Annotated in this window: 27 protein-coding genes; 10 read left to right on the top strand and 17 right to left on the bottom strand. The window is 55.2% G+C overall.

Annotated features, from left to right (window positions below):
• Positions 1–80 precede the first annotated feature (80 nt).
• The 3 genes from ACR0DU_RS02680 (at position 81) to ACR0DU_RS02670 (ending at position 2,690) form a co-directional block, all read left to right on the top strand.
• Complete coding sequence (locus tag ACR0DU_RS02680) at positions 81–896, top strand: chromate resistance protein ChrB domain-containing protein (protein WP_480872342.1); 816 nt, start codon at positions 81–83, stop codon at positions 894–896.
• Positions 893–2,143, top strand: a complete 1,251-nt coding sequence (gene chrA / locus ACR0DU_RS02675) for a chromate efflux transporter (RefSeq protein ID WP_480872340.1) — start codon at positions 893–895, stop codon at positions 2,141–2,143. Before ACR0DU_RS02680 ends, chrA begins: the two co-directional genes overlap by 4 nt.
• A gap of 76 nt (positions 2,144–2,219) precedes the next feature.
• Entirely contained in the window at positions 2,220–2,690 is a 471-nt protein-coding gene (locus ACR0DU_RS02670; protein ID WP_480872338.1) for an SspB family protein, read from the top strand.
• Between the two features lie 28 nt (positions 2,691–2,718).
• Here the strand turns inward: ACR0DU_RS02670 and ACR0DU_RS02665 are convergent, their stop codons facing one another.
• A complete protein-coding gene (locus tag ACR0DU_RS02665) occupies positions 2,719–3,282 on the bottom strand; it encodes a hypothetical protein (RefSeq protein ID WP_480872336.1) in 564 nt (187 codons plus the stop codon).
• 207 nt (positions 3,283–3,489) lie between these two features.
• Here ACR0DU_RS02665 and fumC point away from each other — a divergent pair, with 207 nt between their 5' ends.
• The 4 genes from fumC to ACR0DU_RS02645 are packed head-to-tail and all read left to right on the top strand — an operon-like array spanning position 3,490 to position 5,940.
• Complete coding sequence (fumC, locus tag ACR0DU_RS02660; RefSeq protein WP_480714969.1) at positions 3,490–4,884, top strand: class II fumarate hydratase; 1,395 nt, start codon at positions 3,490–3,492, stop codon at positions 4,882–4,884.
• A complete protein-coding gene (locus ACR0DU_RS02655; RefSeq protein WP_010439938.1) occupies positions 4,884–5,060 on the top strand; it encodes a DUF4169 family protein in 177 nt (58 codons plus the stop codon). The genes fumC and ACR0DU_RS02655 overlap by 1 nt, the downstream gene beginning before the upstream one ends.
• The gene (locus ACR0DU_RS02650) at positions 5,057–5,278 is read left to right on the top strand and encodes a ribbon-helix-helix domain-containing protein (RefSeq protein ID WP_480872335.1); all 222 of its coding nucleotides are present in this window, start codon (positions 5,057–5,059) and stop codon (positions 5,276–5,278) included. Before ACR0DU_RS02655 ends, ACR0DU_RS02650 begins: the two co-directional genes overlap by 4 nt.
• A gap of 59 nt (positions 5,279–5,337) precedes the next feature.
• Complete coding sequence (locus ACR0DU_RS02645) at positions 5,338–5,940, top strand: DNA-3-methyladenine glycosylase I (RefSeq protein WP_480872333.1); 603 nt, start codon at positions 5,338–5,340, stop codon at positions 5,938–5,940.
• 12 nt (positions 5,941–5,952) lie between these two features.
• On the opposite strand, the gene ACR0DU_RS02640 is transcribed toward ACR0DU_RS02645, so the two are convergent.
• The 4 genes from ACR0DU_RS02640 to ACR0DU_RS02625 all read right to left on the bottom strand — a co-directional run bounded on the left by ACR0DU_RS02640 (position 5,953) and on the right by ACR0DU_RS02625 (position 10,304).
• Positions 5,953–6,834, bottom strand: coding sequence for a fructose bisphosphate aldolase (locus tag ACR0DU_RS02640; RefSeq protein WP_480872331.1), 882 nt, complete (start codon positions 6,832–6,834; stop codon positions 5,953–5,955).
• A 72-nt stretch (positions 6,835–6,906) separates the two neighbouring features.
• A complete protein-coding gene (locus ACR0DU_RS02635; protein ID WP_480872329.1) occupies positions 6,907–8,256 on the bottom strand; it encodes a cytochrome P450 in 1,350 nt (449 codons plus the stop codon).
• On the bottom strand, positions 8,253–9,464 hold the full coding sequence (locus ACR0DU_RS02630) for a hypothetical protein (RefSeq protein ID WP_480872328.1): 1,212 nt from the start codon (positions 9,462–9,464) through the stop codon (positions 8,253–8,255). Before ACR0DU_RS02630 ends, ACR0DU_RS02635 begins: the two co-directional genes overlap by 4 nt.
• An 87-nt stretch (positions 9,465–9,551) precedes the next feature.
• The gene (locus ACR0DU_RS02625) at positions 9,552–10,304 is read right to left on the bottom strand and encodes a cytochrome c biogenesis CcdA family protein (protein ID WP_010439928.1); all 753 of its coding nucleotides are present in this window, start codon (positions 10,302–10,304) and stop codon (positions 9,552–9,554) included.
• Between the two features lie 105 nt (positions 10,305–10,409).
• Between ACR0DU_RS02625 and ACR0DU_RS02620 the strand changes: the two genes are divergently transcribed.
• Positions 10,410–10,643 (top strand): sulfurtransferase TusA family protein, encoded by a 234-nt coding sequence (locus ACR0DU_RS02620; RefSeq protein ID WP_480872326.1) that lies wholly within the window; start codon positions 10,410–10,412, stop codon positions 10,641–10,643.
• Positions 10,644–10,698: 55 nt separating this feature from the next.
• Here the strand turns inward: ACR0DU_RS02620 and ACR0DU_RS02615 are convergent, their stop codons facing one another.
• The 6 genes from ACR0DU_RS02615 to purC all read right to left on the bottom strand — a co-directional run bounded on the left by ACR0DU_RS02615 (position 10,699) and on the right by purC (position 18,945).
• Entirely contained in the window at positions 10,699–13,491 is a 2,793-nt protein-coding gene (locus ACR0DU_RS02615; RefSeq protein ID WP_480872324.1) for an Rne/Rng family ribonuclease, read from the bottom strand.
• Positions 13,492–14,001: 510 nt separating this feature from the next.
• Positions 14,002–15,336, bottom strand: coding sequence for a sigma-54-dependent transcriptional regulator (locus ACR0DU_RS02610; protein WP_010439922.1), 1,335 nt, complete (start codon positions 15,334–15,336; stop codon positions 14,002–14,004).
• 11 nt (positions 15,337–15,347) lie between these two features.
• Complete coding sequence (locus tag ACR0DU_RS02605; protein WP_480872322.1) at positions 15,348–17,126, bottom strand: sensor histidine kinase; 1,779 nt, start codon at positions 17,124–17,126, stop codon at positions 15,348–15,350.
• A gap of 36 nt (positions 17,127–17,162) precedes the next feature.
• Positions 17,163–17,831, bottom strand: a complete 669-nt coding sequence (purQ, locus tag ACR0DU_RS02600; protein ID WP_480872320.1) for a phosphoribosylformylglycinamidine synthase subunit PurQ — start codon at positions 17,829–17,831, stop codon at positions 17,163–17,165.
• 26 nt (positions 17,832–17,857) lie between these two features.
• Entirely contained in the window at positions 17,858–18,088 is a 231-nt protein-coding gene (gene purS, locus ACR0DU_RS02595; RefSeq protein WP_010439914.1) for a phosphoribosylformylglycinamidine synthase subunit PurS, read from the bottom strand.
• Between the two features lie 101 nt (positions 18,089–18,189).
• A complete protein-coding gene (gene purC, locus ACR0DU_RS02590) occupies positions 18,190–18,945 on the bottom strand; it encodes a phosphoribosylaminoimidazolesuccinocarboxamide synthase (protein WP_010439911.1) in 756 nt (251 codons plus the stop codon).
• A gap of 187 nt (positions 18,946–19,132) precedes the next feature.
• Here purC and ACR0DU_RS02585 point away from each other — a divergent pair, with 187 nt between their 5' ends.
• Positions 19,133–19,453 (top strand): DUF1476 domain-containing protein, encoded by a 321-nt coding sequence (locus tag ACR0DU_RS02585; protein ID WP_480872318.1) that lies wholly within the window; start codon positions 19,133–19,135, stop codon positions 19,451–19,453.
• Positions 19,454–19,575: 122 nt separating this feature from the next.
• Positions 19,576–20,589: a betaine--homocysteine S-methyltransferase gene (bmt, locus tag ACR0DU_RS02580; RefSeq protein WP_480651171.1), complete on the top strand. Its 1,014-nt coding sequence runs from the start codon at positions 19,576–19,578 to the stop codon at positions 20,587–20,589.
• A gap of 8 nt (positions 20,590–20,597) precedes the next feature.
• On the opposite strand, the gene ACR0DU_RS02575 is transcribed toward bmt, so the two are convergent.
• The 6 genes from ACR0DU_RS02575 to ccmE form a co-directional block, all read right to left on the bottom strand.
• Positions 20,598–21,374, bottom strand: a complete 777-nt coding sequence (locus ACR0DU_RS02575) for an enoyl-CoA hydratase-related protein (protein ID WP_170469967.1) — start codon at positions 21,372–21,374, stop codon at positions 20,598–20,600.
• 73 nt (positions 21,375–21,447) lie between these two features.
• On the bottom strand, positions 21,448–21,903 hold the full coding sequence (locus tag ACR0DU_RS02570) for a cytochrome c-type biogenesis protein (protein ID WP_480872316.1): 456 nt from the start codon (positions 21,901–21,903) through the stop codon (positions 21,448–21,450).
• Complete coding sequence (locus ACR0DU_RS02565) at positions 21,900–23,864, bottom strand: heme lyase CcmF/NrfE family subunit (protein ID WP_170779295.1); 1,965 nt, start codon at positions 23,862–23,864, stop codon at positions 21,900–21,902. The genes ACR0DU_RS02570 and ACR0DU_RS02565 overlap by 4 nt, the downstream gene beginning before the upstream one ends.
• A gap of 74 nt (positions 23,865–23,938) precedes the next feature.
• Positions 23,939–24,517: a holin family protein gene (locus tag ACR0DU_RS02560; protein ID WP_480872314.1), complete on the bottom strand. Its 579-nt coding sequence runs from the start codon at positions 24,515–24,517 to the stop codon at positions 23,939–23,941.
• Positions 24,508–25,119, bottom strand: coding sequence for a holin-associated N-acetylmuramidase (locus tag ACR0DU_RS02555; RefSeq protein WP_480872313.1), 612 nt, complete (start codon positions 25,117–25,119; stop codon positions 24,508–24,510). Before ACR0DU_RS02555 ends, ACR0DU_RS02560 begins: the two co-directional genes overlap by 10 nt.
• Positions 25,120–25,242: 123 nt before the next feature.
• On the bottom strand, positions 25,243–25,689 hold the full coding sequence (gene ccmE / locus ACR0DU_RS02550; RefSeq protein ID WP_170778730.1) for a cytochrome c maturation protein CcmE: 447 nt from the start codon (positions 25,687–25,689) through the stop codon (positions 25,243–25,245).
• Positions 25,690–25,696 lie beyond the last annotated feature (7 nt).

Below are 25,696 nucleotides of genomic sequence, written 5' to 3'. Positions count from 1 at the left end.
GTTCAAGGGGTAAGCTTGCGAACACCCCGTGAGGCGGCAGCCCAAGTTCGCATGTATCCAAAGCCACAAGGAAACATGCAATGGCTGCCCCCAATGCAATAACACCCCGACAACTGCTTCGCTTAATCGGTACACCCAAGGCGCCTGTCCTTATCGACGTGCGAACCGAGGCGGATTTTGCGGACGACCCTGTGCTTGTTCCGAGCGCTATTCGTCGTTCCTTCAAAGATGTTGACAAAATCAGAGAAAGGATCGGAGATCGCTCTTCTGTTGTGATTTGTCAAAAAGGCAGGAAACTAAGCCAAGGTGTCGTTTCTTGGCTGCAATCCGAAGGCGTAATGTCCGAATATCTTGAGGGCGGCATGTTTGCCTGGCGCGATCTGCCTGGGGCACCCTCCGTGCCTGTTTCTGCCCTGCCTGAGATTGTCCAGGGCGGTACGATTTGGGTGACACGACATCGCCCCAAGATTGATCGCATTGCGTGCCCTTGGTTAATCCGAAGGTTTGTCGACACTCAAGCGCGCTTCCTTTTTGTGGCGCCTGCCGAAATACAGGGAGTGGCGGAGCATTTCGGCGCCACCCCCTTTGACGTTGAAGGTGTCGACTGGAGCCATCGCGGTGAGAAATGCACCTTCGATACCATGCTGGACGTGTTCAACCTGCATTCAGAACCAATGGACCGATTGGCCACCATCATACGCGCTGCAGACACCAACAAGCACGATTTAGCCCCTGAAGCTGCTGGATTATTGGCAATATCGGTCGGACTGTCGCGCCAATATCGGGACGATCAGCAACAACTGGAGGCTGGTCTACATATCTACGATGCGCTTTATCGATGGGCGCGGGATGGATCTGGTGAAACACATGACTGGCCAGCAGGTCACGGGAAATGACACCATCGTACCGTGAGTTGTTCAGCGTTTTCGGGCGTATTGGGCTTTTGTCCTTTGGTGGGCCAGCGGCGCAGATTTCACTGATGCATCAGGAACTCGTCGAGAAACGCCCCTGGCTGGACGAGCAAACCTATCTACGCGCGCTTTCGTTATGCATGTTATTGCCGGGACCCGAGGCCATGCAGCTGGCAACATACGCGGGTTGGCGATTGCGTGGTGTGACCGGAGGCTTGATTGCAGGTGGCTTGTTTGTCCTGCCCGGGGCGCTGGTCATTGCAATACTTGTAGCGCTGTATGCAGCGTATGGTACATTGCCACTGGTTCAGGCGGGGTTTTTGGGCATCAAAGCCACCGTCATTATCATCGTTCTTCAAGCCTTGCGTAATCTGTCGAAAAAGGCGTTGACCGATACCGAACATCAGATGATCGCCGGGCTCGCGTTTCTTGGAATATTTCTGTTCAACCTGCCATTCCCTCTGATCATTTTCTGCGCGGCCCTTTGGGGCTTTGCCACGTCCAAAGGCCAAGCTCCTACAGCCGTCCAGGCAAGCCCGGCATTAGGTAAACCCGTTCAAACGGCAGTATTCTGGCTCATATTGTGGCTGGGGCCTCTGTTTTTCTTGCAATTGTCAGGGCAAGAATTACTCACCGATTTGGGTTGGTTTTTTGCCCGTCTTGCCGTCGTCACCTTTGGAGGAGCTTATGCGGTGCTGGCCTATATGACCCAGACCGTTGTGGACACATACCAATGGATCAGCACGGATCAGATGATCGACGCGCTTGGCCTGGCCGAAACCACGCCGGGACCTCTAATCCTTGTGACGCAATTTGTGGCGATGCTGACTGGACAGGTTGCCGGAGGGCCATCACTTGCGCTGGCGGCCGGAGTTGTCGCTTTATGGGCGACATTTGTTCCTTGCTTCCTCTGGATCTTCCTCGCAGCGCCACAACTGGACAGAATTGCAGCACGCCCTCGGCTTGGGGCCGCTATGCACGGCATCACGGCTGCGGTTGTCGGAGTGATTCTCAACCTCTCCGTGTGGTTTGGGTTGAACGTTCTGTTTGGCTCTCTCCCCGGTTGGTCATTGGGACCTGTGTCAATCCCCCTGCCCGATCCTGCTACGCTCGATATCAGGGCGCTTGTTCTTACGGTGCTAGCTGGCCTGTTGATTTTCCGTATGAAATCCGGTTTAGCGACCACATTAGGAATTATGGTTCTGGCCGGGATCGGGTTGCAGTTTTTGTGATCAATACAGCCCAGCACGGCCTTTCGTTTCCGTCCGAATGAACTATGCTGGTAATAACCACTTTCGAGGATCAAACATGTCGCAAGACATCGACTACGGGAATCTGATGCACACGGCCATGCGGGGCCTGATCAAGACCGTCCTGACGGATGTGTCCAAGACTGGCCTGCCCGGAGCACATCATTTCTTCATCACCTTAGATACACGATATGAAGGCGTTGAACTGGCTGACTGGCTACGAGAGCGGTATCCCGGTGAAATGACGATCGTCATGCAGCATTGGTTCGAGAATCTCGAAGTCGGTGAAGAAGGATTTTCGATCACCCTGAATTTCGGCGATGCGCCTGAGCCGCTGTACATACCGTATATGGCAATAAAAACCTTCGTTGATCCTTCGGTCGAGTTTGGCTTGCGCTTTGAAAGCCCCGAGGATGAGGACGACGAAGTCTTTGTGGCGGATGAAGCCCCAATCGAACTGGAAGCGGAAGAACCGGAACCACAGCACCATGATGCGGATGTTGTTTCGCTGGATAGCTTCCGCAAGTGATCAGATAAAGCCCCGCTTTATGCGGGGTTTACTTCTTTTTCAAAAATGTCTCGACCGAGCGTGATTTGACTCCGTCCCGGAACCTCGAAAATGACAAATCCAGACCGCCATCTGCCAAGGTCCGGTCAAACTGTTGCAACTCGTAGCCCCCATTTTCTGCGATGAACAACGAAAATACAGTCAGAGTGTCGCCTTCAATCCTGCCCCAGACAAATGGTTCACCTTTCATCGGGTCAAGCGGCACCTCGTGCCCGAACACGTTGCGTTTCATCGCGGCAGAATAAACATCCGCACGATCCGAGCTTTGAAAATCAACCGAATATTTCTCATCCTTGATGCGCCCATCTGCTTTGTAGGTCGTGGTGGTCCAACTTACGTTGAAACCACCTTTAATCTCATGGATTGAAACACTCATATCCCGAGGCGTCGAAGTACCATCGGCGTCAATAACTTCGGCAGATCCAGTATAATCGCCGACAAAAGGCTCAATGTTGGTCGCGTTGGCTTGCTGTAAAGATGCGGCCAGCCAGATACATGCGGCAAACGCCAACGCAACCGCATGCAGGGGTCTGTTCATAAATGATACTCGCATGGCTGACTCCGTCCTCTATGTAACTACATTCTAACTTTAGTCCGTCTGCGCACAATGGCACTGTTTTCGCTAACAGAAATTAATTGGTGCGGCGCTTCGTCTATACCTTTGTCCGGCCTAGGTTTATGGTGCGCTCAACTGGCCGATTGCGCCTCAGCCCCGCTGCGGTTAAACGGCATACGACTGCATACCAGACCGGAGCGACCGATGTCTAAAACCCGTACCGAATCCGACAGCTTTGGCCCTCTTGAGGTGCCCGCCGACAAATACTGGGGCGCACAAACACAACGCTCGATCATGAACTTCCCAATCGGGTGGGAAAAACAACCCGTCGCAATTGTGCGTGCGCTGGGCGTGATCAAGCAGGCCTGCGCAATGGAAAACAAGGCGACGGGCAAGTTGGATGATAAGATCGCTGACGCGATTATTCAGGCCGCAGGAGAAGTATTCGAGGGTAAGTTTGATGACAACTTCCCCTTGGTCGTCTGGCAAACCGGATCGGGTACTCAATCCAACATGAACTCGAACGAGGTCATCGCAAACCGCGCGATCGAGATTTTGGGTGGCGTGATCGGCTCGAAAGAGCCAGTGCATCCGAACGATCATTGCAACATGGGTCAGTCCTCGAACGATACCTTTCCTACTGCTATGCACATCGCCACCGCAATGAGTGTACGAGATGTGCTGATGCCAGGGCTCGAGAAATTTGCGTCCGCGCTGGAGGCCAAGGCGAGAGAGTTCGCCGGGATCATCAAGATCGGTCGCACCCACACACAGGACGCCACCCCACTGACACTGGAACAGGAATTCGGCGGTTACGCGCATCAGATTCGTCAGGGGATTGCGCGGGTCGAAGCCTCGATGCCCGGCATTTATGAACTGGCACAAGGTGGCACCGCCGTTGGTACTGGATTGAATACTCATGACGGTTGGGACGAGGCTGTCGCCAAGAATATGGCCGAAATCACCGGCCTTCCCTTCGTTACTGCACCGAACAAATTCGAAGCGTTGGCCGCTCATGACGCCATGGTCTTCCTGTCCGGTGCTTTGGCCACGATCGCCGGATCCTGCTATAAAATCGCAAATGATATTCGTCTGTTAGGTTCGGGACCCCGCTCGGGCCTAGGTGAACTTATCCTGCCCGAGAACGAACCCGGCTCGTCTATCATGCCTGGCAAAGTCAATCCGACCCAGGCCGAAGCGTTGACACAAGTGGCCGCGCACGTGATGGGCAATGACGCAGCAATGAAGTTTGCTGGCTCGCAAGGACATTTCCAACTGAATGTCTATAACCCAATGATGTCGTATAACCTGTTGCAATCCATCCAACTGTTGGGTGATGCGACCGACAGCTTTACCGAACGGATGCTACTAGGCATCAAAGCCAATGAACCGCGCATCGATAAACTGATGAAAGAGTCGTTAATGCTGGTGACAGCTCTGGCCCCCACCATTGGGTATGACAACGCCACAACCGTCGCAAAGACGGCGCACAAGAATGGCACGACTCTCAAGGAAGAAGCAATTGCGCTGGGCTTTGTCGACGAAGAAACCTTCGATGCAGTTGTCCGCCCAGAGAAGATGATCGGGCCCAAGAACTGATGGGCAAGCCGGTCAACCTGAACCGGTATCGAAAAGAGAAAGCGCGGGCCGAAAAGAAGGCCCGTGCAGATGCAAACGCTGCGAAACACGGACAGACCAAATCCGAGAAAGCTGTGGTAAAGCTGGAGCAAATGCGCCAGCGCCGCGACCTCGACGGTCACAAGGTCGACGAATGAGCGGGCGGCCTGTCAAACGCTCCCTGACCTTGCAAGGTCATCGAACATCCGTTTCGCTTGAGGATGAATTCTGGCAGGCACTCCGTGACATTGCGCGGAAAAAAGATATTCCAATCAATGTTCTGGCGGCAAATATTGATGCAAAACGTGATCCTGAAACCGGGTTAGCTTCGGCCATTCGCGTTTTCATTCTGAATTGGTATCGTCAAACTGAATGATTGCTTGATTTCAGCCAATCGCGTCGCTTATCCTCGCGGGGAACAAAAAGGGTACATTCATGAGCGATTTGGCAACGGGCCCAGATGGAAAGCCTCGGTGCGCGTGGTGCAACGCCGCCCCTGAATTCTTCGACTATCATGACAACGAATGGGGATATCCCGTTTCCGACGACAGACGGTTGTTTGAAAAACTATGCCTTGAAAGCTTTCAGTCAGGCCTGAGCTGGCGCACCATTCTGTCAAAACGCGAGAATTTCAGAGCAGCGTTTAGAAACTTTGATTTCAACAAGATAGCAGAGTTTTCTGATGCAGATATCAATCGTCTTCTGGACGACAAAGGCATCGTACGTCACCGCGGCAAGATCGAAGCCGTGATCAATAACGCCGGTCGCGTGCAGGACCTAATCGCAGCTGAAGGATCATTGGCAGCGTATGTCTGGAGGTACGAGCCTGAGACGCCACTTGCCCCGCAAAGCGCATCCACTTCGGCAGAATCCATTGCGATGTCGAAAGATCTGAAAAAACGCGGCTGGAAATTCGTCGGTCCTACGACCGTGTTTGCCTTCATGCAGGCCATGGGGTTGATTAATGATCACGCAGTCGGATGTGCCATGCGCGAAAAAGCGACGCAAATGCGCCGCGATTTCATCAAGCCAGAATAAAATCTCCTGCGATCAGATCGAGGCGCGGTAGATATTGTCAATGTTGCTTCCGAGCGCTGCATTGAATTCCGCATCGGATTGTTGCTTGGACAAGCCTTCAGTCAGCGCGCGAGAGAAAGACGCGATCATCTTGCTGTTCTTGCCAAGCAGGTCACAAGCCTGCTCGGTCGAATATCCACCCGACAGCGCAACCACGCGCAGGACACGTGGGTGGTCGGCTACCTCGTCATACAAGTTGGCCTGACTTGGAATGGTAAGCTTCAGCATCACCTCCTGCCCCTCGGCCAATTGATCGAGGTTCTTCAGGATTTCTGATTTCAAGATGTCTTCGGCCTCGGCTTTGGTTTCCGAATGGATGTTTACTTCAGGCTCGACAATCGGCACCATGCCTGCGTCTGTAACGACCCGGGCCACTTCAAATTGCTGTGCAACAACATCCGCGATGCCCTGCGCATTGGCTTCGTGGATGACCGAGCGCTCCTTGGTTCCAAAAACGCCATCCGCTTTGGACAGGGTTTCTGCCAGCCCCGGGATAGGCTTCATCATTTGAACGCCATTAGCTTGATCCTCAAGCCCTTTGTCGATCTTCAGAAATGGCACGATGTTTTTGACCGACCATAGGTAATCTGCGACCTTCTTGCCTTCGATTTCTTCACTCAGCGTTCGTTCGAACAGGATCGCCCCGATCACTTTTTCCTTGGTGAAATCTTCTGCCAGAATGATCCGGGCGCGCATCTTCTGGATCTCTCCGAACATCTCTTCGTCCGAGTTATACCCAGAGGCATCAACGCCGTACAAAGCCAGTGCTTTTGGGGTTGAACCGCCGCTTTGATCCAGGGCTGCAATAAATCCTGCGCCTTCGGACATCTGCGCGCGCTGTTCTGCTTTCGACATAACTCATTCCCGTTCAATATGATTCCGCATTTTCCAACCGCATACAGCAAGCCGACGAACGATGGTAGTTTGTTAGCGCTCAACTAGGCGCAACCAAATCCCATCCTTTGATCTGACGGTCAGATGTGCGACCGGTACGGGCGTTTTGCCTTCGATTGTTTCGAAGCGATATCGACGCAGCAGCATCGACAGTATGAGAGGACCCTCAACCATGGCAAACCCCGCACCTGTGCAAACCCGAGGGCCGGCAGAAAATGGGATGTAGGCGTCGCGTTGACATGACTTTCCATTCTCTGTTGCCCATCGCCCGGGGTCAAATTCGTCTGGTCTGTCCCATAAACGTTCGTGGCGATGTAAATGCCAGGGGCTGACTACGATCTGAGATTTTTGTGGAATATCTCTGTCACGGAATTTTTCCGGACAGGAGGCTTCACGCACCATCATTGGAACAGGTGGGTACAGGCGCAGCGCCTCACGAAATACGTCGCGGCTAAGTCGTAGGTGGGACATGGCCGAGAATTCGGGTGTATCCAGCGCTTGCGCCTCTTCTGCCAGCTTATCCTGCCAATCGGGATACAAGGTCAGTAGATACAGAGCCCATGCCAACGCTGATGCGCTGGTTTCATGCCCCGCGAGAAAGAAAATGGCTACCTGATCGACCATGTCTTGCGCGTCAAAGCATTTGCCTGTCTCTGGATCGTTAGTCGTCATGATCTTTGTGGCGAGATCATCAGGTGCTGTTCCGTTCTTGATTGCTGCTGCTCGGTCAAGTGTTAGTTGGCTGATCAGAGCGCGTATTTGTCGGGCGGTCTGACGCGTCTTGCGCGAATGTAACCGGGGGGCCCATCTGGGAAGCGGTACAAAGGCTGCTAGGTTCAACAAAGGTTGTTCGCGCTGATAGATCCTGAACTTTTCAAAAACCTGCGCAGCTACCTCATGCTCAATCGGAACCGAGAACAAGGTTCTAAAGATGACATCTGCGGCCACGTGGCTGGTGATCTCTTCACATTCCACGTCCTGCCCAATGCGCACCTCAAGCCTGTCGACGCAAGCTTGCGCCGCATCTACCATCGCAGGAAATGTGTCTTTCAATCGGCCACCTTCAAACGCAGGATCGATGATCCTGCGCTGCTGCTTCCAGACCGCCCCATTGGTCAGAAACACGGACTGCCCCAGCAGCGGGCGCAAACCTTCGCTGATGCGGCTTGATTTGGGAAACACATCGGGTCGATCTTTCAACACAGTGCGGATCAGTTCCGGTTGGTTGATCAGGAACGATCGAAAGAAAGGCGTCCGAAACTCAGCCATCCAGGCCCGATACAAACGTTGAGGTTGCGCCGACAGAAGGTCCTGTCGAAATAAACGCATATACCGCCAGAGTGAAACCTTGTCGGGTCGTGAAGCAGGTTTAGGTGGCCTCATGCCGCCACCGTAGTGTGTTTCGAAATGGTGCGTTCAATGCGTGAACGCGAAGGTGTTCGGTTAGCAAACCTTTCTCCCAGCGTTTGCGGGCCCGCGGTTATTTTGAAGTAGTCGTAATCATTGGGCCTATCGAACGCGCACAGATACTGGAAATGCAGCCGAAAGAACCGCCACCTGAGCTTTTTCCAGCGCTCGGGTGAAAGGGTTTGAGTGAACGCTGCAGACAGTACCAGCGGCCAGCGTTTGCCGGGTCGGGATACTCCGCTAACCGCTACCGGATCACACAAGGCAAACGCACAGCCATCTCCGGGTGCTGATACATCGACCCAGGTCAGTCCCTCGCTACCCGAGAGATATTGCAGATCGGTTCGCAATGCGCGGGCCTTTGGCAAAAAGGAAACCATCGGCACGACCTGCCCCAATGACAGGAATGACAAGGCCGGCCCGCCGATCTTGCCCTGCCTCCTTAGAACCTCAGCCAGGGCTGTCACGCCAAGATGAGCCCCAGAGCTATGGCCGACGACCAAAACCTCATCAACGTCTGATCCGAGGGCCTGCAAAATCTGATCTGAAAACTGGTCAAGCCGCGTTGTCAGCTCAGGTGAATATGCACCTTTTAAACGTGCGGAATGCGCATAGTCATGCATCAGGTAATAGGCGAACAATCGGTTGTCGATCGCTCGAAACCTGCGCATCAGAGCGTAAACGGCCACAGCAGCAGGCGGCACAGACCACCACCACATGAACGTGCTTAACCCAACAGCAACACCCCACCCAACCAGCAAAGCCAGCGCAAGTTGAGACAATAACATTCCTACCGGATATAGTGCGGCGATAACCGGACCCTTGCGCAATTGCATAAGGCGCCAAAGCGTTCCCGTTGATATGTAGATCCAGGCGGTCTGTACCATCTGAAAATACGTCGCCAGTATCGAGCGCGCCATGCTATCCTTAACGATATCAGCCCAAACCAAAACCTCGATCTCGGTCTCAACAGATACACCGTCTTGATGTGAAAGAACGCGCCAACCATAGGCTCCACCATCGGTTTTGCCGATCACTTCGATCTCGTAGCCAGATATCGCGGCCTGGGTACGGCTCTCTCTTCGATAGAGTTCGCGATAGCGGCGTGGGGGAATCGGATCATAGCCGGGTATATAAAACACCCGGCGCTTGCGCACCTGTGGTTGGGTTTGTTGACTGCTCATGACCCGGCCCTCTGATCCGCAGATTAGCGCAGCGGCAAGGTCAAGGTAAGACCCGCTGTTTAACCATCCACGTTTAGTGCCAGAGGGTTAACCAAAATTCGCCAAAGCCGGAAATGTTTCAAGCAGCCACCAGCTGAATTCCGTGAACAGCCCAGTGATCAGCATGATACCGACGAACAATAGCAACCCACCCATCACCTTTTCGATCGTACCCATGTGAGGTTTGATACGGTTCATAACGGCCATGGAGCGGTTCAGGAACATTGCGGCCAAAAGAAACGGAATACCCAGCCCTGCAGCATAAACACCTAGTAACAACGTGCCGCGTGCGACAGACGCCTCTGACGCGGCCAACGATAAGATTGCCCCCAGTTGAGGACCGATGCAGGGCGTCCAGCCAAAAGCAAACGCCAGGCCCAGAATATAGGCCCCGAATACGGAACCACCGGATTCTCCAGCATCAACGCGCGCTTCGCGATCTAACAGAGGGATACGGAACACATTCAGAAAGTGCAGGCCAAAAACAATCACCACCGCGCCTGACAATTTAGCAAAAAGCACCTGATTCTGGAGTACGAAGGCCCCAAAGGCCGATGCTGTGAAGCCCAGCAGAAGAAATACCGTCGACAGACCCAGAACAAAGAAAAGCGCCGACAGGGTAGCCTTGCGCCGCGCGCGCGCCTCGTCCTGCATCTCGTGAATGGTCACGCCGCTCATATACGCAAGATAGGGGGGCACAATCGGCAACACGCAGGGCGACAAAAAGCTGATCAGCCCGCCGAGCAAGGCGACAAACATGGCAGGTAAAAGACCTGCATCGATGATCTCAATTCCGAACATGGATCAGCACATATGGTATCAAGTGGGTTTCGTCACGGGGCCATTCGGTCACATCCTCGTGGTTGCACGCTGGACAGTGCCACTTGTTGGAAATATCTCAACCAAATGACAGATGAGACAGATACATTAGATGCGCTGGGATTGTTATGCCCTCTTCCCGTCCTCAAGGCCCGAAAAAGGCTTAAATCCTTACCTGTAGGTGGCGTCCTGCGCCTGCTTGCTGATGATCCGGCGGCGATAATCGACGTGCCGCATTTCTGTACTGAGGCGGGTCACACGCTCATTTCACAAGACAGTGTAGATGGTCATCAGATCTATTTGATCCGAAAATCCGACTAGCGACTCGTCACGATAGTATTAAAGAAAAAGGCGGGCCAATCAGCCCGCCTTTTCATTATTGCCCGAGTGACCACCACCCGCGCCGCTTTGGCTTGGCTGGCGCAGGTTCAGGTTCTTCCGTCACAACCTCCAAGACAGGCTCCGGGGTCTCAGTCTCAACAACTTCAGGTTCAATCTCTATTGGCTGTTCCTCGGCCTCTATGGCCACTGGTTCAGCCTGTTCAGAAGCTTCTACTGGCTGAGCCTCGGCAACCTCAGGTTCGGGTGCTTCCCCGGGGTTCTGGGCTTCTGGGGTTTGCTCTGGTTCGGCGTCGGAAACCTCAACTGTGGAGGCAACTGGTTCGTTCGCCTGTTCAGCCGCCGTGTCATCTGTGGCAGGCTGAGTTTCGTTGGCACCGGTGTCAGTATCTGCATCCTTTTTCCGGCGACGCGGCGCCCGACGCTTCTTGGGCTTGGCTGGTTTCTCAGCCGCTTCCTCATTAACCGGTTCAGCCTCGGCCTGCTCGGTCTCAACAGTTTCAGCCCGTTCAGCCGCCTCAGCGTTATTCTCGGCCTCAGTTTCGTCAGTATCACTATCAGACGCCTCTGAACCGCCCGCGTTCTTTTTGCGCCGACGCCGACGACGCTTGCGCTTCGGCTTGGCCTCTTCCTCGTTCTGTACTGTGACTTCTTCTTCGCTTTCTTCCTCTTCGGTGGCGTCGACCAAATCCATCAGGGACGCATCCACCGATACCACCGGGGCAGTAGCCTCGGGAACAACGCGGCTGGCGGTTTTGAACTTCTCCATCGAGAAATCAGGGCTTACCAGATGCACATCCCCCTCGATGCGCACCGACAAACCATACCGCGCCTCGATCTGAGCGATATGTTCACGTTTCTGGTTCATCAGGAAATTGGCGATGCTGACCGGACACCTCACCAGAACCTCGCGTGAGCGGCGGCGGGTGCCTTCTTCTTCGATCTGGCGCAAGATCGACAGCGCCATATTGTCATCCGATCGGATCAGACCGGTGCCATGGCAAGACGGGCACGGCTGTGTCGTTGCTTCAAGCATACCGGGCCGCAGACGTTGGCGGCTCATCTCAAGCAGACCAAAGCCCGAAATCCGGCCCACCTGAATACGGGCGCGATCTGTTTTCAGCTTGTCCTTCAAGCGTTTTTCAACAGCCGAGTTGTTCTTACGCTCGTCCATATCAATGAAGTCGATGACGATCAGGCCCGCAAGATCGCGCAGACGCAATTGGCGTGCCACCTCTTCTGCGGCCTCTAGGTTCGTTTTAAGCGCAGTTTCCTCGATTGAGCCTTCTTTGGTCGCCCGACCCGAGTTCACGTCGATTGCCACCAAGGCTTCGGTCACGCCGATAACGATGTAGCCACCCGATTTCAACTGAACCGTCGGGTTGAACATCCCTGCCAGATAGCTCTCCACTTGATAACGCGCGAACAGTGGCAGCGCATCCTCATACCGTTTCACGTTCTTGGCATGGGACGGCATGATCATCTTCATGAAGTCTTTGGCGATGCGATACCCGCCCTCACCTTCAACCAGAACTTCATCGATATCACGATTATACAGATCGCGGATCGACCTTTTGATCAGGTCGCCTTCTTCGTAAATCTTTGCCGGCGCGATGGATTGCAGCGTCAGTTCTCGAATCTGTTCCCACATACGTTGCAGGTATTCATAGTCGCGCTTGATCTCTGACTTGGTGCGCTTGGCCCCTGCCGTGCGCACGATCAGACCCGCACCTGTTGGTACGTCGATCTCCGAGGCGATGTCCTTCAATTTTTTCCGGTCGGCCGCGTTGGTGATCTTGCGGCTGATCCCTCCACCGCGCGCCGTGTTTGGCATCAGCACGCAATAACGACCGGCCAACGAAAGATATGTGGTCAGCGCCGCACCCTTGTTGCCACGTTCTTCCTTGACCACCTGCACCAGCAAAACCTGGCGCACCTTGATGACTTCTTGAATCTTGTACCGGCGTGGGCGCGGTTTACGCGGAGGACGGATGTCCTCGCTATCATCTTCATCCGCTACGGATTCGATCGAGTCGTCTTTCGAGGCAGCGTCCGGCGCCTTGGCCTCCTCGCTCTCGTCCACGTCTTGATCAGCCTCCTCCGAGGTCTCCGTGTCAACAGAGCCCTCAACGGCTTCTTCTTGAGCCGCATCCTCGGCAGTCTCTTCGGATGCTCCTTCTGTGACATCCCCTGCAACAGCTTCGGATTGCTCCTCAGAGGAATCTTCCGCGCTGGGTGCCTCTTGCTCGGCAACCTGCTCAATCGCGGTCTCTTCCGACTGGTCAACTGCTTCGTCGGCCGGTTCCTCTACAGGGGTCTCAGCAACCGTTTCCATGGGCGAAGTCCCCTCGGGAACCGATAGATCGGTCTCCTCAGTTTCATCTCCCAGATCGATGGTTTCCATACCGGTGGGTTCGGACGAAACTTCGAGGGTTTCGACCGGGTCATCCGTTTTCACATCTGCCGCCTTGCTGCGTGAGCGCGAGCGACGTTTTTTTGGTTTGGATTCCTCCGCCTCATCCCGTGCCCTCATGGCTTCGGCATAAGCGCGCTCTTCTTCCATCAGCGCTTCGCGGTCGGCGACCGGGATTTGATAATAATCCGGATGAATCTCAGAAAACGCCAGAAACCCGTGCCGGTTCCCGCCATAATCCACAAAAGCCGCCTGAAGCGACGGCTCAACCCTCGTTACTTTTGCAAGATAGATGTTGCCAGCAAGCTGGCGTTTGTTTTCGGATTCAAAGTCAAATTCCTCAACCTTGTTTCCATCGACCACCACAACGCGGGTTTCCTCCGCGTGGGTGGCATCGATAAGCATTTTCTTAGCCATGTGTCCTTGGTGCACCGCGCCAAACGCGTTGTCCTGACCCGTCCAGGCGGACAGGCGCTTTTGGGGAGGTGTCTTGTACGGGCGATTTCAGACGGCGCGCGGCAGGGTGCGGCGCTGTGGCCCCCTGCCCGTATACTCAATCGTTGCGCGCGCGTCATCGCGGTTCTTCTCCGACAGGCACGGGATAGGGCCGCGGCCTGCCCATTATTCCTTTCACCCGCCAGAACGGGTTCAGGTACTCAGTTGCCCCGGCTGGGGCACAATCGGCCTGCTGAACTGCGTGGACATGATCCTCAGCAGCAGATCAGCAGCGAAACTCAATGATTCGGGACTTCTGGGCGTCAAATCGCCCGGCCCGTCCGAACACAATAAAAGCAGTCCTGTGGAAAAGACAATGGGCAAACTGAATAACACCCACAGATCACAGCACAGGATCTCCTCATCTGGCTGAAAATATCTCGTGGGTGAATTGAGCCTAAGGCTCAAGAGGGGGCTGGCCCCCTCTCCGGCCTACAGGTAATCGGAGCGTTGCAATCCATACTTTGCCATCTTTTCATTCAAAGTTCGGCGCGGCAGGCACAACTCTTCCATCACGGATGCGATCGAACCTTTATGGCGGCGCATCGTATTGTCGATCAGCATCCGTTCGAAAGCTTCGACATATTCCTTTAGCGGCTTGCCCTCGGTGGTCATTACGGGCTGCATCTCTTCATGATCTGACATCAGCAGCGACGCAATCGTCCCTGACCCGCGTCGCGATTGAAGCACTGCACGCTCGGCAATATTGATCAACTGACGAACATTCCCTGGCCAAGGGGCTTGCAATAGCTGCGCCGCTTCTTGTGCGCTGACTTGGGGTGCATCGCAACCATATTCCTCGGCAAACTGTTCGCTCAAGCGCGTAAACAGAGTCAGGATATCCTCGCCGCGCTGACGCAGCGGCGGCATCGTGATGCGCAAGGCCGCAAGCCGGTAGAACAGGTCAGGCCGCAAAACATCCTCGGATGTCTTGCCGGCCTCCTGCAGATTCGAGATCGCAACGATCCGCGTTTCCGCAGGCGTCCCCTGTTCGTTCATAACACTCAGCAAACGCGCCTGCAGCGTATCGCTCAGCGCTTCGACATCTTCCAAAACCAATGTCCCGCCTCGTGCTTCTTCGATAGCAGGCAACTGAGTATCCTCTGGCAGCATCGGACCAAACAAGCGCTTCGACAGCGCTTCCTCCTCCAACGCGGCACAAGAAACCAGTACAAACTTTTTGCCCGCCCGGCTCCCGACAGCGTGCAAGGCATGTGCCACCAAAGTCTTCCCGGTCCCCGTTTCACCATCGATCAGAACGTGACCATCGGCCTGCCCCAGATCAAGAATATCCTCGCGCAAGCGTTCCATGACGGGGCTGGCGCCAATCAGCTTATTCATGATCTGAGTGCCACCCGACAATTCACGGCGCAGCGCCCGGTTGTCCAGTGTCAAACGTCGTGCGTTGCTGGCCCTCTTGGCCAGTTCAGACATTTTGTCAGGATTGAACGGTTTCTCAAGAAAATCAAAGGCACCCACACGCATGGCTTCGACGGCCATTGGAACATCGCCGTGGCCCGTGATCATTATCACCGGTAATGTGCTATCCGCACCCATCAATTTCTTCAAAAGCTGAATGCCATCCATGCCCGGCATTTTGATGTCAGAGATCACGATCCCTGGGTACTCCGGACCAAGCACCTTGAGCGCATCTTCGGCGCTGGCGAATGTTTCCGTGTCATACCCCGACAGAGCCAGCCACTGGCTAATCGACTGGCGCATGTCCTGTTCATCATCCACGATGGCGATTTTCATGGCCTGTGCCATAGTCACTTCCTTTATTCCGCGGCCTCAAGGCCGTCGCTTCCCAGAATGGGCAATTGCATCTCAAACACCGCGCCGCCCTGTTGGCCGTTTCGTGCGGTCAAACGTCCGCCATGGTCGTTCACGATCCCGGACGAGATGGCAAGCCCCAGACCAACACCGTCGCCGGGGCGTTTGGTGGTATAAAACGGCTCAAACAGGTTTTCGATATCTTCGATCCCGTGGCCATTATCACGTACGGTCAGTACAGCAGTATCTCCTGCGGCCAGGATAATTTCGACATCAGGTTCAGCTACAGATTTGGTGGCATCCAGCGCATTGCGCAAGAGATTGACCATAACCTGTTCAATCCGCATCCGATCCCCCATCACTATAACAGGAACTTCGGGTAAAATCTGGGTTATCTTAACGTGCCTTTGACGGAGCTGCGGCTCCATCATCGACAGGCTCGATGCCAGCGCTTCGCCTAGATTTACAGGCGAAAACGCATCCGCGCCCTTGCGGGCATACGACTTTAGCTGGCGCGTGATCGCACCCATCCGTTCAATCAAACCATCAATGCGACCAAAACTGGCCAGCGCTTCTTCGGGTCGGTTCCGACGCAAAAGCAAACGCGCGCCTGCCAGATAGGTTTTCATAGCGGCCAGCGGCTGGTTCAACTCGTGGCTCACCGCTGCCGACATCTCACCCAGAGCCGCCAGCTTCGAGCTTTGAGCAAGCGTTTGCTCGGCAACTTCCAGCGTCTTTTCAACCCTTTCCCGCTCAGCGATTTCCCGCTGCAGCCTGGCGTTCAATGCGCGAAGCTCCGCCGACTCTCGCTGGAACAAAGTCATGCGCGAGGTGGCCCTGCGACTGAGCGCATAGAAGGTGAGCGCCAGAAGAATCGCAAATGCCATGATTTCAAGCGCGAGGACGCTGTTCACACGTTCCCGGATTGACGAATAGGTGGTGAACGATGTCATCTGCCAGCCCCGGAACGGTATGCGAGTTTCCATTCGCATCACAGCTTCACCCTGCAAGTAAGCATCAGGCGGCAGCGCATTCCAGTCGGCCGTCGCGCGGATCGCACGTTGAATGGCACTTTGAGGGGGCTGGCGCAGGATTGCGCTTCCTTCTTCCAAGCCACGCCATTGCGGTTCAGTCGACAGAATGATCGCACCGGTGCTGTCTGTCACCATCACGGCATCAGAAATCCCGGCCCAGGCGCGCTCGAATTTCTGCAAATCGACCTCGACCACAATCACCCCGAGTATCTCTGCATTGGCTTCAATTCTGCGTGAATAGACAAAGCTGTATCCCCCCGCCTCGCGCGGGATGACCGAGAATATCGTAGCATTCGATCGCATCGCATCAATGAAGTAGGGAGAGCTACGATGCCCCTCACCCAATCGATTGCGATCGGTTGCCGCCACCGTAAGCCCATCTCCGTCCAACAGAACCAGCGACGCCGCTCCGATTTCTTCTACAAAAGAGATCAGCCGCTGAGTCGACAGCGTGTAGTCACTGGACTGCAACGCCGAGATCAGCGTTGGGTCTCTGGAAAGAAGTTGCGGAACGATGGAATTGCGACGCAGTTCACTGAGCAAGTTACCGGAATACAGCGCCAGACGGAGTTCAGCTCGGTTGCGGGTGGATTCTGTGAAACGGCTGGTCAGAAGACTGTTGGTAATCCAGACCGTGGCGACCGTTACAAGCAGCAGCAAGAACACAGCTAGACGCAACCGCCAGCCCATTGGCGAGCCACGCAGTCGGTTCAGGAACCCGCTGCTGTCTGATTGATCTTTGGCAGTCATGTCCCGACGCTACGCGTCCCGACTGATGACCTCAAGTCACGCTGGTGCCAGCACCCCGGCCAATGCGCGGAAGAGCGCCGTTCCATCGGTGCCTCCGTGGCCTGAATCCGCCGCCCGCTCGGGGTGGGGCATCATGCCTAACACGCGGCGGTTGTGTGATAAAATGCCCGCAATATCGTCGCGCGAACCGTTGGGATTCTCGGCGTAAGTGAAGGCAATGCGATCCTGATCCTTAAGTTCAGAAATGGTCGCGTCGTCGGCGAAATAGTTACCATCATGATGGGCAATCGGGATATCGATCACATCACCGGCATTATACCCTTCGGTAAATGCACTGTCGCTGGTTTCGACTTTTAGTCCGATAGTTTTGCAGATGTATTTCAGACCGGCATTTCGCAGCAGTGCGCCGGGCAGAATTCCAGTTTCGGTCAGTACTTGAAACCCGTTGCAGATACCGACGGCGTAACCACCACGCTCGGTATGCGAAGCCAGCGCTTTGCAAATCGGTGACTGCGCTGCAATCGCGCCACAGCGCAGATAGTCGCCGTAGGAAAATCCACCCGGAACACCGACGATATCGATACCCTCGGGCAGCGCGGCATCCTTGTGCCAGATCATATCGACGGAAAAACCGGCCTGTTCGAAGGCGACAGCGAGATCGCGATCGCAGTTGGAACCGGGGAAAACGATGACGGCTGCGCGCATGGCGGACCCTCCTAGGTCGGAAAAACTCAGAGCAGTTCGATCTCGAAGCGTTCGATGACCGTGTTGGCCAACAGCTTTTCGCACATTTTAGTTACGTCCGCTTCGGTCGCGCCGTCGGCCAGTTCCAAATCGATCACTTTGCCCTGACGGACACCTTCGACCTGATCAAAACCCATCGCACCCAATGCGTGACGCACTGCCTCACCCTGCGGGTCCAGAACCCCGTTCTTGAGCATCACATGCACACGTGCCTTCATTTTTCGAAAACTCCACTGGTGGACCGCTCTCCGATCCGTTTCGTTGCGCGCGGGATACCCCGCTTGGGCGTGTCGGACAACCCTGCCCGTCTGGGGCAAGATCAGTTGATCAGTGTTGGCTTGGTCACATTACTTTTGGGCAGAACACCAAGACGACGGGCTACTTCCGAATAGGCATCCGTCAGGCTGCCCAGGTCGCGGCGGAACACATCCTTGTCCAGTTTCTGACCGGTTTCGATATCCCAAAGACGGCAACTGTCGGGGCTGATCTCGTCCGCAATGATCAGGCGTTGGAAATCACCTTCGAAGACGCGCCCGATCTCAATCTTGAAATCGACCAGTCGAATGCCAACCGCCAGCATCACGCCGCTCATGAAATCATTCACACGCAGTGCAAGGCTTAGGATATCGTCCATGTCTTGCTGGCTAGCCCAACCGAATGCCGCGATGTGCTCTTCAGTCACCAGCGGATCACCCAGCGCATCGTCCTTGTAGCAGTATTCAACAATCGGGCGCGGCAGCTGAGTCCCCTCGGCGATACCGAGACGCTTGGACATCGTTCCGGCGGCATAGTTGCGCACGATGACTTCCAGCGGCACGATCTCGCAATTCCGCACCAGTTGTTCGCGCATGTTAAGACGGCGGATGAAGTGCGTTGGCACCCCGATCTGGGCCAGACCAGTCATGAAGAATTCACTCAGACGATTGTTCAGAACACCCTTGCCGTCGATGACATCTTTTTTCTCGGCGTTGAAAGCAGTGGCGTCGTCCTTAAAATACTGCACGATGGTTCCCGGTTCCGGGCCTTCATACAGAATTTTGGCTTTACCTTCGTAAATCTTCTTGCGACGCGCCATGAGCGACCTTTCCAGGCTGGGGAAAGGGAATGAGTCCCCTTACGTTGGCGCCCTCATAGTGCAAGCCCCGCCTTCCCGCAAGTTCGCGACCCCGAGAGGCTTTGACGCAGCGCAAATACCTTGCGCCCGAGGCGTCGTATAGTCATATCATCAGGAAAGAGAATTCAAGCCAAGGGGTCCCCAACCAATGACCACATTCGACGAACGCGAAGCCGCATTTGAAAGCAAATTCGCTCATGACGAAAAGATGCAGTTCATCGCGCGGATGCGCCGTAACCGGTTTATGGCTGTCTGGGCATCGACACTGAAGGGCGAAACCGTAGAGCAAGCGCGGAAATATGGCCAGGAACTGGTCCATACCGATCTGCAGAATGTCAGCGAGGACGATGTCGTCGAGGCGGTTAAAGGCTATCTTGGCGATCTTGCAGACGAGGCCAAGATTCGTGAGAAAATGGCCGAACTGCTGATTGAAGCCAAGGAACAGGTTATGGCGGAAGCCGAAGATTGATTGCGTAAAATGCAAAACTCATGATCTTCATGAGTTTTATGAATTTGATTTGACGCCCCGGTCATGAGACACGGGGCGTCTCATATTTTGACGGGCCACGGCCTTACTTTTGGAATACCTCAATGACAAACGCGCTCAGCACTCTACTTGAAACCGTCGACGTCATTCTTGCGGATGGTGCGACGGGCACGAACCTGTTCAACATGGGCCTGCAATCTGGTGATGCACCTGAGTTGTGGAACGTCGATGCACCCGACAAGATTCGCGCGCTGTATCAAGGCTCGGTCGATGCTGGGAGCGATCTGTTTCTCACCAACACATTCGGCGGCACCTCAGCACGTCTAAAACTGCATGATGCCCAGAACCGCGTGACCGAATTGAACCGTATCGGAGCAGAGCTGGGTCGTGAAGTTGCAGACAAAGCAGGCCGCCCAATTGTTGTGGCGGGTTCCGTTGGCCCGACTGGTGAAATCATGGAACCCGTTGGCAGCCTTTCGCATGCTGAAGCCGTCGAGATGTTTCATGAGCAGGCAGAGGCGTTGAAAGCCGGAGGCGCAGACGTTCTGTGGCTTGAGACCATCAGCGCCCCAGAAGAGTTCCGCGCCGCAGCCGAGGCCTTTGCACTGGCCGACATGCCCTGGTGCGGCACAATGAGCTTTGACACCGCGGGCCGGACCATGATGGGTGTTACATCCTCTGATCTGGCGATGATTGTCGAAACCCTGCCCAATCCCCCTGTGGCCTTTGGGGCCAATTGCGGTACGGGTGCGTCCGACATTTTACGTACAGTGCTTGGTTTCGCTGCTCAGGGCAGCGAACGTCCGCTGATTTCCAAGGGAAACGCGGGCATTCCGAAATACGTGGACGGACATATCCACTACGACGGAACGCCCGAACTGATGGGCCAATACGCCGCCATGGCCCGAGATGCAGGTGCGACAATTATTGGCGGGTGCTGCGGTACCATGCCTGCGCATCTGCGCAAGATGCGGGAAGCACTGGATAGCGGCCAACGCGGAGATCGCCCGACCCTGGATCAGATTACATCGGCGCTTGGTCCGTTTACCTCAGCCTCAGATGGCACCGGCGACGAGGCGGTGCCTGAACGACGCACACGACGTCGCCGCCGCGCCTGAATGATCTCTCAGCGCCCCTCGAATTTCGGGGGGCGCTTTTCCAGAAATGCCACCACACCTTCGGCAAAGTCACGGGTTCTACCGCATTCGCCTTGCAGGTGCGCCTCGGCGGCAAGCTGTTTCGGCAATGTTCTATCGTAGGTCCCCCGGATCGCCTGTTTGATTGCCCGGAACCCGGCAGTTGGGCCATTAGCCAGATAGGCGGCCCGTTCGCGCCAATGCGCGTCGAACTGATCGTCAGAGACTGCTTCCCAGATCAACCCCCAGTCGTCCGCCTGACGCGCGCTGATCTTGTCTGCAAACAAAGCAGCCCCCATCGCTTTGGCAAATCCCATCTGACGCGGCATGAACCAAGTTCCGCCAGCATCGGGCAGCAATCCGATCCGAGCAAAGGCCTGCAGGAAATAGGCGCTCTCGGTTGCGATTACGACATCGGCACAGAGTGCAAGATTCGCCCCTGCCCCTGCTGCCGCCCCGTTAACGGCCGCGATCGTTGGCACCGGGCAGTCGTAAACCGCCTCAAGCATAGGCTCATATTCATCCCTTAATGCTCGTTCGAGATCGATCTTTCCTGTGCTCGACGCGTCCCCTAGATCCTGGCCAGAACAGAACGCAGGCCCAGCCCCTGTCAAAACAATTGCCCTGGCATGGCGAGCCGCTTCTTTCATCGCATAGGTGATCTCGGCTCGCATCTGCGTCGTCAGCGCATTCATCTTGTCTGGTCGGTTCAATGTCAAAACCGCCAAATCATCGGTAATATCCAGAAGGACCGCTTCGTATTCCATGTACAACCTCACCTGCGCAGTGTTTCGCAAAACCCTGACGCAAATGTGGAAAAAGGAAAAGTAGAACCGCGCGTCAGTCTTCCAAGATTTGGCGCAAGCGTTCCTGTTCTTCATCGGTCAGCGTATCAGAATGCGCCGCTTGTTGATGCCGCGAACGCTTCCGCAAAAAGCTCCAGCCCATGCCCGCCGCGATCAGCAACATGATCGGGCCTGCCAACCAAAGCATCAGATTGGCTCCGGTCGTGGTTGGTTTCAGAAGAACGTATTCGCCATAGCGATCAACGATAAATTCGACTGCCTCTTGGTCCGTATCGCCCGCAACAAGACGTTCTCGCAGCAGAATGCGCAAATCACGCGCAAGCTCGGCATTACTTTCATCAATGCTTTCGTTCCGACAGACCAGACAGCGCAAGCCCGTGCTGATATCCCTCGCCCGCGCTTCAAGCGCCGGGTCATCCAGAACCTCGTCCGGCTGAACAGCCAAAACCGGTGACGCGATCAGCAGCAGTATCAAAAGTAAACGTTTCATTCAGCCGGCACCCCACCTGCAGGCGTCTTACGCGCGCCAGCTGCGACCCGGAAACGGCGGTCCGAAAGGCTGAGCGCACCACCCAGAGCCATCAAGATACATCCGCCCCAAATCCAGTTGGCGAGAGGTTTGATGTAGGTTCGCATTACCCAGCCCCCATCCGCCTGTTGATCACCGATCACAACATAAAGATCACGCAGGAACCGATAGTCGATTGCGGCTTCTGTCGTCGGCATGCGGGCCACGGGGTAGTCACGCTTTTCGGGGTTAAGCGTCGTAACAAAACGCCCATCCTGTTCCACCATCACATCCGCCATCGTCGAGAAATAGTTCGGTCCCTGAACCCGGCGCACATCCTGCAATGTCAACGTGAACTGCCCAACCTCGTATGGCTGACCGGGTTGGGCGACTCGAATATCTTCGACTTCCCACGCTGTCAGCCCCGCGATGGCAAACATTGTGACACCCAAGCCGGTATGGGCGACGGCTTTGCCCCAATCGGCTCCCGGAAGACGGATAAGACGCGCAAGGCTGCCTTTGCGGCCTGTTCGGCTCCAAAGATCGACAAGAGCGCCGAACGTAATCCAAGCGCCAAGGAACAGACCAACAGGCCCTAAAGCGCTGCGCCCTGTCTGCATCACCCAGACCAGTATCGCCAACGCTACTGCAAGAATGAATGCATAGCGCAGAGACCAGGCCGCGCGACCCAATCTGCCCCGCTTCCAAGGCAGCATAGCGCCAACAGGCAGCACGATCCCTAGGGCAATCATGAATGGTGTGAAGGCCGCATTAAAGAATGGCGCTCCGACCGAGAGTTTCCGGTCAAATGCCATCTCAGCCACCATGGGCCACAGCGTACCAAAGAACACGACGAAACAACTGACTGCCAGCAGGATATTGTTCAGAATCAGAGCGCTTTCCCGGCTAACCATCCCGAACACGCCCTTCGCTTCCATCGCCTGCGCACGGGCTGCAAACAGAGTCAGTGCGCCGCCGATGAAAATCACCAGAATGAACAGGATGAATACCCCGCGCTCGGGATCATTTGCGAAGGCATGGACCGAGGTCAAAAGCCCTGAGCGTACGATAAACGTCCCGATCAGCGAGAACCCGAAGGCGATGATCGCCAGCAAAATAGTCCAGCTTTTTAACGCCTCGCGCTTTTCGACAACGATGGCCGAATGCAGCAGCGCTGCGGCCAGCAGCCATGGCATGAAGCTGGCATTTTCGACCGGATCCCAAAACCAAAAACCGCCCCAACCCAATTCGTAGTAGGCCCACCAAGACCCCAGTGCGATACCAATGGTCAGGAAAATCCACGCCGCAAGCGTCCAAGGTCGCACCCAACGGCCCCATGCCGCATCCACGCGGCCTTCGATCAGGGCCGCGACAGCAAAGCTGAAGGCCATGCTCAGGCCGACATAACCCAGATAGAGAAACGGTGGGTGAAACGCTAGGCCCGGGTCCTGCAACAGTGGGTTCAGGTCCCGACCGTCGAAAGGTGGAACTGGCAAGCGATCAAACGGATTAGATGTGAACAGAATGAACGCAAAAAACGCAACAGCAATGGCCGACTGCACCGACAGAACCCGTGCTTTGAGCGTCGGGGGCAATCCGCCGCCAAAGATCGCGGCCATCGCCCCGAAAATTGTGACGATAAGGACCCATAGCAGCATCGAGCCCTCGTGGTTTCCCCAAGTCCCGCTGATCTTGTACAGCATCGGCTTGGCGGAATGGCTGTTCTCAACCACAATCCGCAACGAAAAGTCGGACGCCACGAAAGCCCAGACCAGTGCTCCAAAGGAAAACGCGGTCAGCAAAAACTGAGCGATGGCCGCAGGTTCTGCGAAAACCATCCATCCGTTCCAACGTTTGGCAGCCCCGATCTGAGGCACCACAGTCTGAACGATGGCGACCAGGAAGGCTAGGATCAGTGCGAAATGGCCGAGCTCTGTAATCATGACGCGCTTATACTGCGGCAGGTCGGCATGTGCCATTAACATTCGTCAAGTATCGCCGCACATAGTGTCGCGCCTCAGGCTGCGCGCAGCCGTCGCCAATCTTCTAGTGCAGGGTTGAAATCGGCCTGTATTACTGCTTCGGTCAGGGCCGCGTCCGACCGGGTATCCGCGATACCGGGACTGTCGTCGCGAAGTTCACGGATTTTCGCTATGTTGGCCAATACATCTGGCGCTTGCAGCACCGTTTGATTGATCTCTCGCTGAAAATCCTGCGCTTTTATCTGATGCCTCGCACCAAAGTAGAATGACACGATCACACCCAACAGCCACCACAGCGGTTCCGGCACCAGTGCAATGCCCTGCATGCGCGCCGCGAACCAGAGCGGGTCGATCATAGCGGCAAGGAACAGGCACAAGGTGCCCAACGCCAAAGCAGGGCGCGGCAGACGATTCAGCCCATCCATAAATCGATCAAACCCCCCTTTTCGGGGCACTTGGAACTCGGCCCCGAACTGCACCATCGCCGCACTGCGTAACGCTGTGGTCCGCTGCGCCTCGCTTTCAGCATTTTCTCGAAATATCTCGGTAGTTTCACGAACCACATTGCGGCCTCCACCGAACAACAGGGCTAAAAGGCCAGAGATCAAACCCATCCTGAAATCCTCCTCTGAAAGTCTGCATCCGTCAGGTGATACTGAGGAGACAAAAACTCTTCAGCGCGCTTGATCCAACCGCCTTTGCCCCCGGCCCGAGTTCGGGCATATTTACGTAGTGAAACCCTCCGATCTGCTAACCGAAAATAATAGTTACGCCGTGCGACGCCATAGGCATCTGTTAGGGCCTGAGGTTTTGGTTTGGCAGCAGCATCTGTTGCACGCGCGGTTTGGGCCCCGATCACGCCATCAACCGTGACCTCAAACCCCATTTGGCACAGCAGGTTTTGCAATATTCTAACTGCCTGCGAACCCGCATTGACGTACATGTCAAACACCGAGGCCTGTACAGTCTGGGGTAACAAACCAAGGCGAGGCCTTTCAAAATAGTGCTCGACAAAGATGTCTATGGCCTGCACCCTGGTCAGAACTTTCACATCCCGATGTGTCACAGCACCGTCGCGATCCAGATCAATACCCAAACGCTGCATGGTGTGGATCGTCACACCAAATTTTGTTGCCCCACCGGGATCGTCGGGATCGTCGACAAAGCCACCTTCCCGCGCCACGATTTCATCTGCGATCTGTCGAACCGTCCGCATGCCCGCCCCCTTTGCTGTGGTCAGGCAAACGGTCCGGCAAATAAGTTAATCCGACGATAGAACAAAGGGCGCTGCGTGTTCCTTGAACGCAACGCCCCCAAGATCTGAAAACTTTGAAATTGCTCAGCCGTCGCCGGCTTCTTTGTAAACACCTTGGTCTTTCAATGCGTCCACAACCTCTTTCGGCATATAGGTTTCATCGTGTTTCGCAAGGATTTCAGTGGCTTCGAAGACACCGTTCACATAGCTACCTGTACCGACCATACCTTGATTTTCTGAAAACAGATCAGGCAGGACACCCGTGAAAGCGACTTTGACGCTTTCACCGCCATCGGTGACGACGAAATACACAGTTTCACCCTGCCCACGTATGATCGAGCCCTCTTCGACAAGCCCACCGATGCGGAACACTTCGGACGGCTTAGGCGGCTCGGCGATCACTTGACTGGGTGAACGGAAGAAGTTGATGCCATCTTTCATGGCCACCCCAATCAACGCCGTCGATAAGGCAAGGGCCACCGCGGCTAGCACAATGATCTGTATTCGACGACGTTTCTTGAGCGTTTTCATACCGTCC

This window comes from Ruegeria sp. G2 (assembly GCF_056533505.1).
Note: the sequence above shows the minus strand (reverse complement) of the source record. Positions and strands in the feature narration are given on the sequence as shown.